Raw genomic sequence first — 15588 nt, 5'->3', positions numbered from 1 at the left:
CGCCACACATCCGACACTGTAGGCGGAAGCGGGCTGGCACTCTGGCAATGAACCGAGGTTTCGGGGTTTCCGGACCGGGGCGATGCGATCCGTGGGCACCCGATGTGGTACCAACGGGACATGGCCATCGACGACCGCACCGCTCCGCCCACCCCAGCGCCGAACCGGCGTCGATCGGTCCCCGCCGAGATCTCACGGTCGTGGCTCCTCGTCGCGGGCACCGCCGCCGACCGGTTCGAGCGGGCACAGCGGTCCCGGGCCGACCAGATCATCCTCGACATCGAGGACGCCGTCGACCCCGCCGCCAAGCCGGGTGCGCGCACCACCGTGGCGTCCTGGCTGGCCGGTGGAGGCGAGGCCTGGGTGCGGATCAACGACGTGACCACGGAGTTCTGGGCGGACGACGTCGAGGAGCTCCGCGGCCTCCCCGGGCTGCAGGGCGTCATGCTCGCGAAGACCGAGTCGCCGGCGCAGGTGACCGACACGTGGCACCGACTCGGCGGACACACGCCGGTCATCGCACTCGTCGAGTCCGCCGTGGGCATCGAGGAGTCCACCTCGATAGCGAAGGCCCAGGGCGCGTTCCGACTGGCGTTCGGCTCGGGTGACTACCGTCGCGACACCGGCACCTCCGCCGACACCCTGGCGATGGCGTACCCGCGCTCGAAGCTCGTCGTGGCGTCGCGCGTCGGCGACCTGCCCGGCCCCATCGACGGCCCGACCGTCGGGTCGTCGCACCCGATCCTCCGCGAGCAGTCGCAGGTCGCCGTGTCACTCGGCCTCACCGGCAAGCTCTGCCTCGACACCGAGCAGCTGCCGGTCATCAACGAGGTGATCTCGCCCACCCCGACGGACGTGGCGTGGGCGCAGGACTTCCTCGACGACTTCGAGGCCCGCGGCCGGGTCATCCGCGACGGCTCCGACCTGCCGCGACTCGGGCGCGCGCAGAAGATCCAGCGGCTCGCCCAGGCGTTCGGGGTCGAGGCGCGGTAGGACTGCACCCATGACCTGGTCGAACGTCCCCGGCGGCCCGCCGCAGTCCTCCCCCTCCGGCCCCTCGGACGCACAACGCGCCGCGTGGGAGCGGGGCGGCACCACGCTGTTCCCGCCGGGGAAGCTCGCCGACCGGATCTCGACGGTGCTCCTCCTCGCGTTCGGTGCGGTCATGACGATCGTCACCGCGGTCGTCGGCATCATCGCCGTCATCTCCGCCACCGCCACCTGCGACGCCGCGGCCGGCTGCTCGCCGGGGGGCTACATCGGCGGGACCGCGATCGCGGTGGGCGGTTCCTTCGTGATCGGTGTCGCGACCGTCGTCCTGGCGATCGGGGCCTGGATCCGACGGCGCTCGTCGTGGTGGATCGCCGCCATCGGCTTCGTGCTGGCGATCGTCGTCATCACGTGGGGCGGCGTGGTCTTCGCCGGAGCGGCGGACAGCCCCTCCGGGTCGTCGGTCTCCGCGACCGCCTGACGACCGGGCGCCCGCGCCGTCGACCGCACCCGCGTCGGACAGGAGGCGCGTGCCGGCGCCGCACCGCGCCTCCCGTCCGACCCGCGTAGGGTCCGGACCATGGTGACGGTCTCGCGCACGACGGTCGCGGTGGTCGGCGGCGGCCCCGCCGGGGTCGTCCTCGGCCTGCTGCTCGCCCGCGCCGGCATCGCGGTCCGGGTCGTGGAGAAGCACGACGACTTCAACCGGGACTTCCGCGGCGACACCGTCCACGCCTCGACCATCCGGCTGCTCGACGAACTCGGCCTCGGCGACCGGTTCCGCGCCCTGCCGCAGTCGCGACTCGACGACTTCTCGCTCCCCGGCGCCGACGGTGGCCGCGTCCTCCTCGGCGACTTCTCACGCCTCCGCCCGCCCTACGACCACGTCGCGATGGTGCCGCAGTGGGACCTGCTCGACATGCTCGTGACCGCTGCACGGGAGGAACCGACGTCCACCATCTCGATGGGCCTCGCGGCGACCGGGACGATCGAGGAGAACGGCGTCGTCACCGGGGTGCACCTCCGGCCGTACCGGGGCGACGGCGAACCGGAGGAGCTCCGCGCCGACGTGGTGGTCGCCGCCGACGGCCGCGACTCGGTGCTCCGCGCCGCCGCCGGGCTCCGACCGCGGTCCTTCCCGGTGCCGTTCGACACCTGGTGGTTCCGGCTCCCCCGCGAACCCGGCGACGCCACGACGGCGCTCGTCCCGGCGTTCTCCGGCACCGACGTCGTCCTGAGCTTCCCGCGCCCGGACTACCACCAGGTCGCGTACTTCGCGCCGAAGGGATCGGACGACGCGCTCCGCGCCGAGGGCGTCGAGGCCTTCCGCGCCCGCATCGCGCGGATCCGACCGGACTTCGCCGGCCGGGTGGACGCCATCGGGTCGATGGACGACGTGCACGTGCTCGACGTCCGGATGGACCGGCTGACCCGCTGGTGGCGTCCGGGCCTGCTCTGCATCGGGGACGCGGCGCACGCGATGTCCCCGGCCGGCGGTGTCGGCATCAACCTGGCCGTGCAGGACGCGGTCGCGACGGCGGCGATCCTCGCGCCGGCGGTCCGGCGTGGGCTGCGGGGTGCCGACCTGTCCGGGGCGCTCGCGGCGGTGCAACGCCGACGGACGCCCCCGGCCGTGCTCGTCCAGACGGCGCAGGCGGTGCTGCACCGGGTGGTGTTCGAGCGGGCGTTCGCGGGCGAGCTGCGGTCGGCGCCGCCGAAGCTACCGGTCCTCCTCGCCCGGTACGTGCCGCCGGTCCGGGGCCTCTACGCCAGGGGCATCGCGTTCGGGCCGCTCCCCGAGCACGCCCCCGCCTGGGCGAGGCGCTGAGGGTCCGGCGCATGCTGGGGACATGAAGCAACGAGTCATCGGAGACGTGTCGGTCAGCGCGATCGGTCTGGGCGGCATGCCCATGTCCATCGAGGGCCGACCGGACGAACGGCGGTCCATCGCGACGATCCACGCGGCGCTCGAGGCCGGCGTCACGCTCATCGACACCGCGGACGCGTACCACCTGGCAGCACACGACGAGGTCGGGCACAACGAGGAGCTCATCGCGAAGGCGGTGCGGGAGTACCACGGGGACACCTCGGCGGTCCTCATCGCGACCAAGGGCGGACACCTCCGGCCGGAGCCCGGCCCGTGGGCGCAGAACGGCCACCCCGAGTACCTCAAGGAAGCGGCGAAGGCCTCGGCGAAGCGCCTCGGTGTCGACGCGATCGGGCTGTACCAGTTCCACCGCCCGGACCCGGCGGTGCCGTACGCAGACTCGGTCGGCGCACTCGCGGAGCTCCTCGACGAGGGCGTCATCCGGATGGCGGGCATCTCGAACGCCGACCCGGACCAGATCCGTACCGCGAACACCGTCCTCGACGGACGGCTCGCCTCGGTGCAGAACCAGTTCTCCCCGGCGTTCCGGTCGAGCGAGCCCGAACTGGAGCTCTGCGACGAGCTCGGCATCGCGTTCCTGCCGTGGAGCCCGCTCGGTGGCATCGCGAACGCCGCCGACCTCGGCACCGCCTACGAGGACTTCGCCACGATCGCACGGGACCGCGGGGTCAGCCCGCAGGTGATCGCACTGGCGTGGGAGCTGCAGAAGAGCGACGTCGTCGTGCCGATCCCGGGTGCCTCACGGCCGCAGTCGATCCTGGACTCCGTCACGGCTGCCACCGTGAAGCTCCGACCGGAGGACGTGGCCCGGCTCGACGCGTCGCAGGCGGCCGCCGCCTAGGCGTCCGCCTGCGCGGTGCGGGCGTCAGGACGAGCAGGTCTTGTCGAAGTCGTTGCCGGCGTCCTGCACCTTCGACGTCGTCTCCTGGAACTTCGAGAGGTCGGCCGACTTCGGGTCCTTCGCGATGGCCTCGATCTGCGTGAGCATGTCGGTGTACGCAGCGTGGAACGCCTCGGCCTTGGGCTTGACCGTCGGGTTCGAGACGGCGTCGACGCCGTCGGAGAGCGAGCCGTCGAACTCCTTGAGCTTGGCGACCGCGGCGGACGGGTCGGACTGCAGCTTCGACACCTGGGACTGCAGGCCCTCGGCCGCCGACTTCACCTTGGACTCGAACGCCTTGCACGCCTCGGACTTCGACTGCGAGGAGCTGTCCTTCGCCGCGGTGGTGGCACCGTCGCCGGAGCCCGGACCACCGGCGGAACAGCCGGCGAGCAGGGTGACGGCGAGCGCCGCGGTGACGAGTGCGATGGTCTTGCTGGGCATGGTGGTGGTTCCCCCCGGGTCGTTCCGCTCCCCCCGGACGAGAGTCGCGTGCGGTTCCGACACTACCGGGGTGCCGGCAGCGCGTACCGTCGAGGCCATGCGTGCCATCAGTCCCGACCTCAGCGAGCTCCGAGTGACCGACCTGCCGGATCCGGTGCCCGGCGCCGGGGAGGTCCTCGTCGAGGTGGCCGCCGCCGGGGTCAACAACGCCGACCTGCAGCAGGTCGCGGGGAACTACCCGCCGCCGCCCGGTGCGCCCGACGTCCTCGGGCTCGAGATCTCGGGCACGATGCGCGCGCTCGGGGTCGGCGCGGAGGGGTTCGCCGTCGGGGACCGGGTGTGCGCACTGCTCGCCGGCGGCGGCTACGCGTCGCTCGTCGCCGTGCCCGCCACGCAGGTCCTGCCGGTGCCCGAGGGGGTCGACCTCGTCGAGGCCGCGGGGCTGCCCGAGGCCGCGTGCACGGTGTACTCGAACGTCGGGATGATCGCCGGACTGCGTCCCGGGCAGACGCTCCTGGTGCACGGCGGGACGGGTGGGATGGGTTCGCACGCGGTGCTCTGGGCGAAGGCCCTCGGCGCGACGGTCATCGCGACCTCCGGCGGCCCGCGGAAGGTCCGCGCGTCGGAGGAGCTGGGCGCGGACCTCGTCGTCGACCACCGCTCGGAGGACTTCGTCGCGCGGGCACTGGACTTCACCGGCGGCCGCGGGGTCGACGTCGTGCTGGACGTCGTGGGACCGGCCTACCTCGGCCGGAACCTCGAGGTCCTCGCCCCGAACGGCCACATCGCCGTGATCGCCTCCGGGAGCGGTCGCACCGGCGAGCTCGACCTGGGCGCCATGATGCGGAAGCGAGCGACGATCAGCGCAACGACCCTCCGGGCCCGTCCCCACGACGAGAAGGCCGCGATCGTCCAGGCCGTCCGGTACAACGTCTGGCCGTTCGTCGCGGACGGTCGGGTGCGCCCGGTCGTCGACTCGGTACTGCCGCTCGCCGACGTCGCCGAAGCACACCGACGCGTCCGCGACGGCGAGGTCGTCGGCAAGGTGCTGCTGACCCCCTAGGAGCCGACGGACGCCGCATCGCGCTGACCGCGGACCGCGGCGTCGCGCTGGCCCCGGACGAGGTCGAGCACCTGTCCGCACTTGGCGCCGAACGTCGCCCGGAGCAGGGCGGCGGCGTCCGGGTCCTGGTCGAACCGTGCGGGCATGTCGATCGCGAGCATGATCGCGAAGATCATCCCGCTGCCGAGGAACCCCTGCACCTCGTCGTCGGCGATGCCCGCTTCGTCGCGCAGGAACCGGTAGATCTCGAGGAAGCCGTCGCGCGCCGCGGCGCCGATCGCCGGCTCCGCGCCGGACACGAAGCCCTGCAGCAGGAGCGTGTGCAGGCCGCGCTCGGCGGCGAGGTCGACGAACTGCTCGCCGATCGCGTGCGCGGGGGTCTGGTCGGGGCCGAGCGTGGCGAGGGTCTCCCGCCAGGCGTCGATGAGGGTCTGCAGGGTGTCGTGGAAGACCTCGAGGAACAGGGCCTCCTTCGAGCCGAACATCCGGACGACGTACGGCTGGCTGATGCCCGCGGCCGCCGCGATCTGGTCCGTGGTGGTGCCGTTGTAGCCCTGGCTGCCGAACAGTCCGCGGGCGGCTTCGAGGATCATCGCGCGACGCTGCGCGGCGGGCATCCGGGCCGGTGCCGGTGCTGCGTTTCCCGAACTCATGGTTGACAGGTTATCAGCGGATTACTACAGTCCACCAGGTAAGTAATCATCCGATTACCAAAGAACGGATCCCACCATGGAACGACGCATCCCCGTCTGGCTCGCCATCGCAGCCGCGTCCCTCCCGATGTTCATGGCCACGCTCGACAACCTCGTCGTCACGAGCGCGCTACCGGCCGTGCACGCCGACCTCGGTGCCTCGGTCGAGGAGCTGCAGTGGATCACGAACGCGTACACCCTCGCGTTCGCCGCGCTCATGCTGCTCGCCGTCGGGCTCGGGGACCGTCTGGGCCGCCGGCACCTCTTCGTCGCCGGCATCGCCGTGTTCACCGCCTCCTCCGCCTTCGCCGCCCTGAGCACCGACCCGACGGCGCTCATCGTCTGGCGTGCCGTCGAGGGCGCCGGCGCCGCCGCGATCATGCCGCTGTCGCTGACCCTCCTCGTCGGCAGCGTGCCGGACCGGCTCCGCACGGTCGGCATCGGCGTCTGGGGCGGCATCTCCGGTCTCGGTGTCGCACTCGGCCCGCTCATCGGCGGCGCCGTGGTCGAGAACTGGAGCTGGGAGGCGATCTTCTGGCTCAACGTCCCCGTCGGCGTCGTCGCCATCCCGCTCGCGCTCGTCGCCCTGCCGAACACCCGCGGCGCGAAGGTCCGCGCGGACGTCCTGGGTGTCCTGCTCGCCGGGCTCGGCGTGCTCGGCGTCGTGTTCGGGGTCGTCCGGGGCAACGACGCCGGCTGGACGAGCGGCGAGGTGCTCACCGGGCTCATCGGCGGCGGCGTGCTCCTCGTGGCGTTCGTGCTCTGGCAGGCCCGCACGAGCGCACCCCTGCTGCCCCTGCGGTTCTTCCGCGACCGCAGCTTCGCGCTCGCGAACCTCGTCGCGATGACGTTCTCGTTCGGTGCGTTCGGCGCGGTGTTCATCCTCATCCAGTTCCTGCAGGTCGTGCAGGGGCGGACGCCGCTCGAGGCCGGCGTCTGGACGATGCCGTGGACCCTCGCACCGATGGTGGTCGCGCCCCTCGCCGGGATCGTCGCACCCCGGGTGGGCACGCGGGCACTCATCACCGGCGGCATGGTGTTCCTCTCCGCGGGGCTGTTCTGGATCGCGGGGACGATGGCGGCCGACGTCACGTTCACGACGCTGCTGCCCGGCTTCCTGCTCGCCGGCGTCGGGATGGGCGCCGTGTTCGGCCCGATCTCGACGGCGGTGCTCGCCCGGATGCCGCAGCACGACCACGCGAAGGCGTCCGGCGCGAACTCGACGCTCCGCGAGATCGGGGTCGCACTCGGCATCGCCGTCCTCACGGCCGTGTTCACCGGCAACGGCGGCGAACTCACCCCGACCGGCTACGTCGGCGCGGCCCAACCGGCGGTCATGGTGGGTGCGGCGGTGGTGGCGGTCAGCGCGGTGGTCGCCGCGTTCCTCCCGGCGGGGCGGTCGACGCACCTCGCCGAGCCGGTCGCCGACGAGGGCCGGGACGGACTGGAGGCGCGGCTCACCCCCGCAGCGTCGGCCCCCGCCGCCTGAGGGGTCGTGCGGGCCCCGCCTGCGCGGCCGTTCGGCGGACCGACGTCAGGCGTGCACCCGCGCGAGGAACTCGACGAGCGCGGGGTGCTCCGGGGCGTCCAGCACGTCCGCCGGGGCACCCTGCTCGACGACCTCGCCGCGGTGCAGGAACACGATCCGGTCGGCGACGTTCCTGGCGAAGTGCATCTCGTGCGTGGTCATGAGGATCGTGGAGCCCTGCCGCTTGAGCTCGGTGACGAGGTCGAGCACCTCGCCGACGAGCTGCGGATCGAGGGCGCTCGTGACCTCGTCGAGCAGGAGCAGTTCGGGGTCGGAGGCGATCGCGCGGACGATCGCCACCCGCTGCTGCTGCCCGCCGGAGAGGCGGTCGGGGTAGGCGCCCGCGAAGTCGGCCAGGCCGATCCGCTCCAGCAGCCGACGCGCGGTCGCCTCGGCCGCCGCCTTGCCGATGCCGTGCACCCGCCGCGAGGCCAGGGTCACGTTGTCGAGCACGCTCATGTGCGGGAACAGGTTGAACTGCTGGAAGACCACCCCGATCCGAGCACGGGTGGCGTCGACGTCGATGCGGGGGTCGGCGATGTCCGTGCCCTGGAGCAGGATCTCGCCGTCGTCGATCCCCTCGAGCAGGTTCACCGTCTTGAGCAGCGTCGACTTACCGGAACCCGATGCACCGATGACGCAGATGACCTCGTGGCGGTGCACGGTCAGGTCGATGCCGCGCAGGACCTCGTGCTCGCCGAACGCCTTGCGCAACCCGCGCAGTTCGAGGACCGGGGCGGCGGTGTCGGGCGTGGGCCGCGCCTCCTGGTCGGGACGGGGGTCGCTCACACCGTGCCTCCGATCTGCTCGCGCTGCTGCTGACGACGCGCGATCGCGTCGGTGACCCGGATGAGCGGCAGGCTGATCACGACGAACAGCAGGCCGGCGACGAAGTACGGCGTGAAGTTGTACGTCTCCGCCTGCGCGATCTGCGCCGACCGGACCGCGTCGACGGCACCGAGGATCGAGACCAGCCCGACGTCCTTCTGCATCGACACGAAGTCGTTCATGAGCGCCGGGGTGACCTTCCGGATCGCCTGCGGCAGGACGACGAGGCGGAGCGTCTTCGCGTGGGACAGCCCGAGGGACCGCGCGGCCAGACGCTGCGATGGGTGCACCGCTTCCATCCCGGCACGGAGCACTTCGGCGATGTACGACGAGTAGGTGAGGACGATCGCGATGGTGCCCCAGACCTCCGCGGGGAGGCGGGGGAACACTCCGAGTCCGGGGATCCCGTACCCGACGAGGTAGAGCACGATGATGAGCGGAAGCCCCCGGAACAGATCCGTGTAGCCGGTGGCGAGCATCCGGAGCGGGAAGAACACCGGGTTGCGCAGTCCCCGCACCACGGCGAGCAGGGTGCCGAACACCGCGACACCGATCGCGCTGAAGAACAGGATCCGCACGTTCAACCAGAGGCCGAGCAGGATCTCCGGGAAGGTGTCGATCGCGGTCTGCGGGTCGAAGAACGACTGCTGGACCGCCGCCCAGCCGGGGGTGTTCACGACGCCGAAGTACACGATCGCGACGACGACGACCGTCGACACCACGGACACGACGATCGAACGACGGCCGCGCTGCCGGCGGTAGAGCCGGCGCTCGAGTTCGACCTGGCTCGGCGCGGGTGCGGCGACCGGGGTGCCGGCGCCTGCGGGGACGGTCATGCGGCTACTTCAGGACCGGGGTGCCGGTCTCCGAGGAGAGCCACTTCGTCTGCAGGTCCGCCAGCGTGCCGTCCTTCCGGAGCGTCGCGAGGGCCGAGTCGACCTTGCTCGTGAGCTTCGACCCCTTCGGCAGCACGAAGCCGAACTGGTCGCCCTTGCCGTCGGCGGGGAACTGCGCCGAGACGGTGCCGTCGTCCAGCTGCGCGGAGGCCATGTAGAACGCCGTCGGCAGGTCGGTGACGATCGCGTCGATCTGCCCCGACTTCAGCGCGAGCACGGCGTCGTCGTTCGAGTTGAACACCTGCGGGGTGATCCCGAGGACGTCCTTGACGCTCTGGATGCTCGTCGAGCCGGTCGCGACACCGATCGCGTCCGCCTTGAGCGCGGACACGGTCGTGGCGTCGGCGGCCTTCGACTGCTTCGTGGTCACGACGGCCTGGGTGGTCGTGTAGTACGCACTCGACATGTCGACGGCCTTCTTGCGCTTGGCGTCGATCGAGAACTGCTGGATGTTGAGGTCCCAGTCCTTCGGGCCGGGAGCGATGGCGCTGTCGAAGGTGCTCCGCTTCCAGACCACGTCGGACTTCGCGTAGCCCATCTCCTTCGCGACGGCGTACGCCACCGCGGCCTCGAAGCCCTTGCCGGACTGCGGCTTGTTGTCCTCCACCCAGGGCGAGTACGCCGGCTGTCCGGTCGCGATGGTGAGCTTGCCGTCGGTGACGGTGCCGTCGGCACTGCTGCTGCCGGCGCTGCAGGCGGAGAGCGCGAGGGCTGCGACCGCGGCGGTCGCGACGGCGATGGTGAGGCGGAGGGAACGGGTCACGGGTCGGGCCTTCGTGCGAGGGGCGGGGGCAGCAAGCAGTGTACTTGCCAGTGGGATACCAGCGGGCGCGCGTGAAGCGCCGTTACCGACGGGTCAGTCGGCGAGCGTGAAATCGTCGAACGAGAAGCCCGGGGACACGAGGCAGCTCAGCAGGACCTCGCCGTCACCGGGCAGGGTGCGCTGCCAGACGCCGCCCCGCACGAACGCCTGCGCGTCGTTCACGCGGTCGCGTCCGGCGTCCGGGCCGAGGGTGATCGTCGCCCCGGGTTCCGGCCGGTCGCCGTCGCCGCCGAGCTGCAGCTCGACCGTGTCCGGCCCGTGCCACATCCAGATCTCGTCGCTCGTCACCCGGTGCCAGGCCGATGCCTCGCCCGGGGGCAGCAGGAAGTGGATCAGGGTCGCGGCGGGACGGTCCCCCGCAGGCGTCGAGACCGTCGCCGGGGAGGTCCAGGTGCGGACGTACCAGCCGCCCTCGGGGTGCGGCTCCATACCGAGGGCGACGGCGCGCTTCGGCACGTCGAGCCACTCGATGACCTCGCCGTCGACGGTGCGTCGGGCGACGGCGCCGGGTCGGGGTGCTTGCTCGGTCATGCGTCCTCCTGGGTGGTGGGGTGCGGGGCGAGGGTGCCGTCGGCGGCGCGGACGACGCCGCGGACGACGGTCGCCACGGCTCGTCCGGCGCCGTCCTCGACGAGTTCGGCCAGGGCGTCGGGCACGGTGCGGGCGTCGACGTCGAACACCGCGAGGTCCGCGCGCGCGCCGACCGCGAGGTGCCCGATCCGGTCCGGTCCCACCGCGAGGCCCATCGCGTTCGCGCCGCCGAGGGTGGCCGCGGCGAGGAGCCGTTCGTGCAGGTCGCGGTGCCCGTACCCCTGCGCGCGGGCGATCCGGTGCAACGCGGTGACGTCGGCCATGAGGTCGAGGGACGGCGACGACGACAGCGAGTCCGTGCCGATCGCGACGGGACTGCCCTCGCGCAGGTAGTCGGCGACCGGTGGCGGGTCCAGACCGATGACGGCGTTCGAGCGCGGGCAGAGGGCGACGGCGGTGCCCCGTGCGCGCAGCAGGGCGCGGTCGGCAGCCGTCATGTAGACGCCGTGGGCGATGTGGCAGTCGGGGCCGAGCACGCCGAGCCGGTCGACGAAGGCGGTCGCGCTCGCGCCGAAGCCGAGCGCCCGCATCGCACGGAACGAGGGGACGTTCGCGAGGTGCCAGTCGCTGCCGTGACCGACACCGTCGACGCCCTCGAGTCCGGGGACCGGTCCGAGTGCGGCGCGCTCACCCTCGAACGCCGCTTCGCCGAGATGCAGGTGCAGGCGGAGGCCGCGCTGCCGCACGATGTCGGGGAGCTCGAGCAGGGGTGCGACCTCGAGCGAGTACGGCGCGTGCGGCGAGAGCCCGGCACCGGGGACGGTCGGGATCCGCTCGAGTTCGGCGAGGACCTGGTCCCGCCCGTGGGTCTGCCACGCCTCGTTCTCCCAGTCCATCACCTCCCAGTAGGTGATGCCCCCGAGCCCGGCGTCCTCCAGCGCGGTGGCGGCCTCGATGTCCGTGACGATGTCGGCGACGCTCGTCACCCCGGCGAGGACGGATGCCGCCGCTCCCGCCGCGGCCTCGGCCTGCCAGTCGTGCGGTTTCGCGTAGTCGGTGTTGAAGGCGCGAGCCCAGTCCTCGAAACCCTCGTACTGCCGCTGCCCGACACTGGCCATGCCGGTGTACTGGAGGTGGGAGTGGGCGTTGACGAGCCCCGGCAGCAGCGCGCCGCGCCACCGTCGCTCGGTGAATGCCGTGCCGGAACCGCTCAGCTGGTCGACGACCCACGAGCGGTCGCCCACGTGCAGGATCCGGCCGTCCTGCACCGCCACCGCACCGTCGGCGATCGGGGGCGCGGTCATCGGGACGACGATGCGTGCCGAGTGCACGGTCACAGGGTGCGCTGCGGTCATGCCGGCGCTCCGAAGCGGTGGGTCCGGACGTCCGGCTCGCGGTCCGCGGGGTGCTCGGCGGGGCGGCCCGCGGCCACGCCACCGGTTCCGCGCTGACGCGCCAGCGCGGGACCGGCCGTGCCGGAGGGGAGCGGCGCGGGTCGGCTCCCGAACGCGGCGAGCGCCACGCGGGCGGTCGCCTCGTCCACCGCGGGGTCGATCGGCACGACGGCCCGGTCGAGTTCGTCGCCGTGCTCGAGGAGCATGCGGACGGCGCCGAGCTGGGCGGCGAACGAGAGGTCCATGATCTCGATCGGGTTGCCCTCGGCCGCGGTGATGTTGATGCAGCCACCCCGGTCGAGCAGGACGGGACCGCCGTCGGCCCCGGGGAAGGTGATCCGCTCGGCCTTCGGGCCGACGGCCTGCGCCGCGGCGCCGGCAGCGAGGGCTGCGTCGAGCGCGACCTCCTGGTCGACGCCGCCCGCGACGGCCACGACGGTGCCGTCCGGACAGGCGCGGAGCGTCCGGACGTCGATCGTGTCGGTGACACCCGTCGCGCTCACGACGAGGTCGGCGTCCGTCACGGCGTCGGCGAGCGGCGCGACCGCGTGTCCGGCGAACAGTGCCTGCAGTGCACGCACCGGGTCCGTCTCGGCGACCGTCACCCGGAACCCGAGTGCGGCGAGCACCAGGGCGACCCCCTCGCCGACGTGCCCGAACCCCGCGACGACCGCCGCGCCTCCCGGGACCGCCCGGTGCGCGCCGGCGGGGAGCCGGTCGAGGAGGTCCAGGACCGCGAACACCGTCGACTGCCCCGTGCCGTACCGGTTGTCGAAGAACGTCTTCGTGCGGGCGTCGTTCACCGCGACGACCGGGATGCCGAGTCCGCCCCGCGACGCCATGACGCGCAGCGGGCGCAGGCCGCTCGTGGTCTCCTCGGCCGCTCCGAGCATCGTCGGCAGCAGGTCGGGGCGCTCCTGGTGCGCGAGGCGGATGAGGTGCGACCCGTCGTCGAGCAGGATGTGCGGGCGCGTGTCGAGCATCGCGAGCGCGAGCGCCTTCTGCTCGGCGAGCGTGGCGGTGCTGCTCGCGTGGACGGTCAGCCCCGCGTTCCGGAGGGCATCGGCCACGGCGTCGTCGGTCTCGTCGGCGTGGGCGTACACGACGACCTCGGCACCGGCATCGCGGAGGAGCAGGCTCAGCACCGCGGTCTTGGGCTCGAGGAACATCGCGACGCCGATGCGGGTCCCGCGGAGGAGTCCGCCGTCCCGGAGTTCGGCCGCGACCGCGCGGGAGACGGGCATGGACCGGCGTGCCCAGCGGAGTCGGGCATCGGCGGCGGTGTCGTCCTCGGGGTCGCGCCCCGTCGAGACGAAGACGACGTCGTCCGAGAGCATCGGTGCGTTCAGCACGCCGGGACGGACCACGTCGACCGGACCCCAGGCGTCCTCGTCGACGGCGGGCAGGTGCCGGCCGGCGTCGATCACGACGAGCGTGGCACCACGCGGGCGGTCGGCCGCGCGCTCGATGACCGCCGTCGACTCGTCGGGTGTGCCGAGGCACCAGAGCTGGTCGACGGGCTCGTGGTCCGCGGCCGGACGTGCTCCGAGTCCGGTCAGCAGCCCGTGCAGCGCGGCGGCGTCGCGGGCGTCCCCGCCGATGATGCGGAAGCGCCGGGCGGCGACGAGCAGGTTCGTGGCGCTCGCGAAGCGACGGACGGCTGCCGAGGCCCAGGCGCGCGTCTCGGGGTCGGGTCCTGGCGGCATGGCTCAATCGTAGGGTGACGCCGGGGCCGCGCCGGGTGGCCGGGTGGCCGGGCGGCGGCGACGCGCGGGGGCGCGGCGGCGCGACTGGCGGCGGCGCTGCGGCGCGACTGGCGGCGGCGCGACTGGCGGCGGCGCGACGGCGCGACGGCGCGACGGGCGGCGGCACTGCGGGCGGGCAGCGGTGCACGGCCGCGGCGCGCGGCGGTGGTCAGCGCAGGGTGTGCGGGGGCGGGGTGCCGTCCCACCCGTCGTCGGCCCCCGCGGTCCGCCACCCCGGCACCGCAGCCGCCGGCCCGACCCGGTCGATGCGCCGGTGGTGCCGCAGGACCCCCACCAGCACGCCCACGCCGATCACCGACACGATCCCGAGGCCCACGACGTAGAGCGTCGTCGCCACCCCCGCGATCCCGTCCGGGACGTACCCGTTGCGCGCCGCCGAGAACGGCGTGCCCGTCACGATGAAGGCCAGCAGCGTCGAGATCGTCGAGCTCGAGTCCCACAGCCCGTGCAGGACCGACACCCCGACGTAGGCGCCGATCGCCGCCCAGGACCAGCGGAACCGGTCGCTCCCCCGCGCCGCACCGAACAGGACCGCCCCGAGGATCGCGGTCCACAGCACGTGACCGACCGGGGAGAGCACGGCACGGGCGACCTCGGTCTGCAGCAGCGAGGCCAGGTCGATCCCCTGCTGGGTGATCGCGGCGTTGAAGGCGTACCCGGCGGACTCGAAGGCCGCGAACCCGGCACCGATCGTCGCCCCGAGGAGGGCGCCCTGCCGCGCCGTCTTCGGTCGGACCCGCCACCCGACGACCACGAACAGCACGCCCTTGACGAACTCCTCGACGAAGCCGACCACGACGTACACGGCCGGGCCGGCACGGAGGTCGGCTTCGAGCAGGGAGGCGCCGAGCACGCCGAGGATGCCGCCGACGAAGAACGCCACGACGAGCTGCATCGTGCTCACCGACCCGGTCACGCGCTCGATGACGAAGAGCACGACCGTGAACGGGACGAGGAAGCTCCCGAGCAGGATGATCGTCGGCACGAGGTTCGTGTTCTCGGTCGACACGGTGACGACGATCGTCACGACCCAGAGGAGGAACCCGACGAGCAGGGTCTTCCACCACCAACCGTGGCGGTGGTGCGGGTGGACGGCGCTGGCGTCGACGGGCAGGCTCATGGGGCCATCGTGCTCCCCGGCGGCGGCTGGCGGTCACGGGAATGCCGCGGCCGGTCCGGACGTACTCTCCCAGCATGAGCGATGCAACCCCCGACAAGGTCACCATGTTCGGCGCGGACTGGTGCCGCGACTGCCGACGCTCCAAGGCGCTGCTCGACACGCTCGGCGTGGACTACGAGTACGTCGACGTCGAGGCGGACCTCTCCGCCGCCGGACGGGCCGAGGAGATCAGCGGACGCAAGAACATCCCCGTCGTCGTGCTGCCGAACGGCAAGCACTTCGTCGAGCCCTCCGACGCCGAACTGCGGGCGGAGCTCGAGGCTGCGGGCGTCGTCTGAGCGTCCGGTCCGTCCGCCGGGCGGACATCGGATGAATCCGGCATGATGAGCTCGTGATCGTCGATGCTCACCACCACCTCTGGGACCCCGCGGACCGGCCCTACCCCTGGATGGACGAGTCCGTCGCGCCGATCCGTCGGCGGTTCGACGTCGACGACCTCCGCGGCGTCACGAGCACCACGGACGTCACACGGACGATCGTGGTGCAGGCCGTGCACGACGCCGACGAGACGGCCTGGCTGCTCCGCCAGCCTGCTCCGGTCGTCGGCGTCGTCGGCTGGGTCGACCTGACCGCACCGGACGTGGCCGACCGCGTGGCGGCACTTCGCCTCCACCCCGACGGCGCGAGCGGCAGCAGCGCGAGCGGCAGCAGCGCGAGCGGCAGCGCGAGCGGCAGCGCGAGCGGC

The 15588-nt window shown here is 72.8% G+C and carries 17 protein-coding genes; 8 read left to right on the top strand and 9 right to left on the bottom strand.

Annotation, left to right across the window (positions count from 1 at the left end; translation table 11 throughout):
• The first annotated feature begins 120 nt into the window (after positions 1–120).
• The 4 genes from ACTJKO_RS08260 (at position 121) to ACTJKO_RS08245 (ending at position 3719) form a co-directional block, all read left to right on the top strand.
• A complete protein-coding gene (locus tag ACTJKO_RS08260) occupies positions 121–993 on the top strand; it encodes an HpcH/HpaI aldolase/citrate lyase family protein (RefSeq protein ID WP_440687554.1) in 873 nt (290 codons plus the stop codon).
• Between the two features lie 10 nt (positions 994–1003).
• Positions 1004–1471: a DUF6264 family protein gene (locus ACTJKO_RS08255; protein WP_440687552.1), complete on the top strand. Its 468-nt coding sequence runs from the start codon at positions 1004–1006 to the stop codon at positions 1469–1471.
• A gap of 99 nt (positions 1472–1570) precedes the next feature.
• Entirely contained in the window at positions 1571–2818 is a 1248-nt protein-coding gene (locus ACTJKO_RS08250) for an FAD-dependent oxidoreductase (RefSeq protein ID WP_440687550.1), read from the top strand.
• Between the two features lie 22 nt (positions 2819–2840).
• The gene (locus tag ACTJKO_RS08245; RefSeq protein ID WP_440687548.1) at positions 2841–3719 is read left to right on the top strand and encodes an aldo/keto reductase; all 879 of its coding nucleotides are present in this window, start codon (positions 2841–2843) and stop codon (positions 3717–3719) included.
• Between the two features lie 24 nt (positions 3720–3743).
• Here the strand turns inward: ACTJKO_RS08245 and ACTJKO_RS08240 are convergent, their stop codons facing one another.
• Complete coding sequence (locus ACTJKO_RS08240) at positions 3744–4202, bottom strand: hypothetical protein (RefSeq protein ID WP_440687546.1); 459 nt, start codon at positions 4200–4202, stop codon at positions 3744–3746.
• Between the two features lie 97 nt (positions 4203–4299).
• Here ACTJKO_RS08240 and ACTJKO_RS08235 point away from each other — a divergent pair, with 97 nt between their 5' ends.
• Positions 4300–5265 carry an NAD(P)H-quinone oxidoreductase gene (locus tag ACTJKO_RS08235; RefSeq protein WP_440687544.1) on the top strand — a complete coding sequence of 322 codons (966 nt, stop codon included), beginning with the start codon at positions 4300–4302 and terminating at the stop codon, positions 5263–5265.
• Here ACTJKO_RS08235 and ACTJKO_RS08230 read toward each other — a convergent pair.
• On the bottom strand, positions 5262–5918 hold the full coding sequence (locus tag ACTJKO_RS08230; protein WP_440687542.1) for a TetR/AcrR family transcriptional regulator: 657 nt from the start codon (positions 5916–5918) through the stop codon (positions 5262–5264). The genes ACTJKO_RS08235 and ACTJKO_RS08230 overlap by 4 nt on opposite strands.
• Before the next feature lie 76 nt (positions 5919–5994).
• On the opposite strand from ACTJKO_RS08230, the gene ACTJKO_RS08225 reads away from it, so the two are divergent.
• The gene (locus ACTJKO_RS08225; protein WP_440687540.1) at positions 5995–7446 is read left to right on the top strand and encodes a DHA2 family efflux MFS transporter permease subunit; all 1452 of its coding nucleotides are present in this window, start codon (positions 5995–5997) and stop codon (positions 7444–7446) included.
• Between the two features lie 45 nt (positions 7447–7491).
• Here the strand turns inward: ACTJKO_RS08225 and ACTJKO_RS08220 are convergent, their stop codons facing one another.
• The 7 genes from ACTJKO_RS08220 to ACTJKO_RS08190 all read right to left on the bottom strand — a co-directional run bounded on the left by ACTJKO_RS08220 (position 7492) and on the right by ACTJKO_RS08190 (position 14843).
• Positions 7492–8274, bottom strand: coding sequence for an amino acid ABC transporter ATP-binding protein (locus ACTJKO_RS08220; RefSeq protein ID WP_440687538.1), 783 nt, complete (start codon positions 8272–8274; stop codon positions 7492–7494).
• Positions 8271–9149 carry an amino acid ABC transporter permease gene (locus ACTJKO_RS08215; RefSeq protein ID WP_440687536.1) on the bottom strand — a complete coding sequence of 293 codons (879 nt, stop codon included), beginning with the start codon at positions 9147–9149 and terminating at the stop codon, positions 8271–8273. Before ACTJKO_RS08215 ends, ACTJKO_RS08220 begins: the two co-directional genes overlap by 4 nt.
• A 4-nt stretch (positions 9150–9153) precedes the next feature.
• Positions 9154–9972, bottom strand: coding sequence for an ABC transporter substrate-binding protein (locus ACTJKO_RS08210; protein ID WP_440687535.1), 819 nt, complete (start codon positions 9970–9972; stop codon positions 9154–9156).
• A 93-nt stretch (positions 9973–10065) separates the two neighbouring features.
• Positions 10066–10563, bottom strand: a complete 498-nt coding sequence (locus ACTJKO_RS08205) for a cupin domain-containing protein (protein WP_440687533.1) — start codon at positions 10561–10563, stop codon at positions 10066–10068.
• Positions 10560–11918 carry an amidohydrolase family protein gene (locus tag ACTJKO_RS08200; protein WP_440687531.1) on the bottom strand — a complete coding sequence of 453 codons (1359 nt, stop codon included), beginning with the start codon at positions 11916–11918 and terminating at the stop codon, positions 10560–10562. Before ACTJKO_RS08200 ends, ACTJKO_RS08205 begins: the two co-directional genes overlap by 4 nt.
• Positions 11915–13663: an adenosylhomocysteinase gene (locus ACTJKO_RS08195; RefSeq protein WP_440687529.1), complete on the bottom strand. Its 1749-nt coding sequence runs from the start codon at positions 13661–13663 to the stop codon at positions 11915–11917. The genes ACTJKO_RS08200 and ACTJKO_RS08195 overlap by 4 nt, the downstream gene beginning before the upstream one ends.
• A 208-nt stretch (positions 13664–13871) precedes the next feature.
• Positions 13872–14843 (bottom strand): PrsW family intramembrane metalloprotease, encoded by a 972-nt coding sequence (locus ACTJKO_RS08190; protein WP_440687527.1) that lies wholly within the window; start codon positions 14841–14843, stop codon positions 13872–13874.
• Between the two features lie 74 nt (positions 14844–14917).
• Between ACTJKO_RS08190 and ACTJKO_RS08185 the strand changes: the two genes are divergently transcribed.
• Together ACTJKO_RS08185 and ACTJKO_RS08180 are read left to right on the top strand one after the other, a co-directional pair.
• Positions 14918–15181 carry a glutaredoxin family protein gene (locus tag ACTJKO_RS08185; RefSeq protein WP_440687525.1) on the top strand — a complete coding sequence of 88 codons (264 nt, stop codon included), beginning with the start codon at positions 14918–14920 and terminating at the stop codon, positions 15179–15181.
• A 53-nt stretch (positions 15182–15234) separates the two neighbouring features.
• Positions 15235–15588: amidohydrolase family protein (locus tag ACTJKO_RS08180; protein ID WP_440687523.1), on the top strand; the 354-nt coding region annotated here is incomplete at its 3' end.

Origin of the sequence: Curtobacterium sp. 22159, from assembly GCF_052045775.1 — a bacterium.
Classification (GTDB): domain Bacteria; phylum Actinomycetota; class Actinomycetes; order Actinomycetales; family Microbacteriaceae; genus Curtobacterium.
The sequence above is the reverse complement of the archived record's forward strand: the minus strand, read 5'-3'. Positions and strand labels throughout refer to the sequence as shown.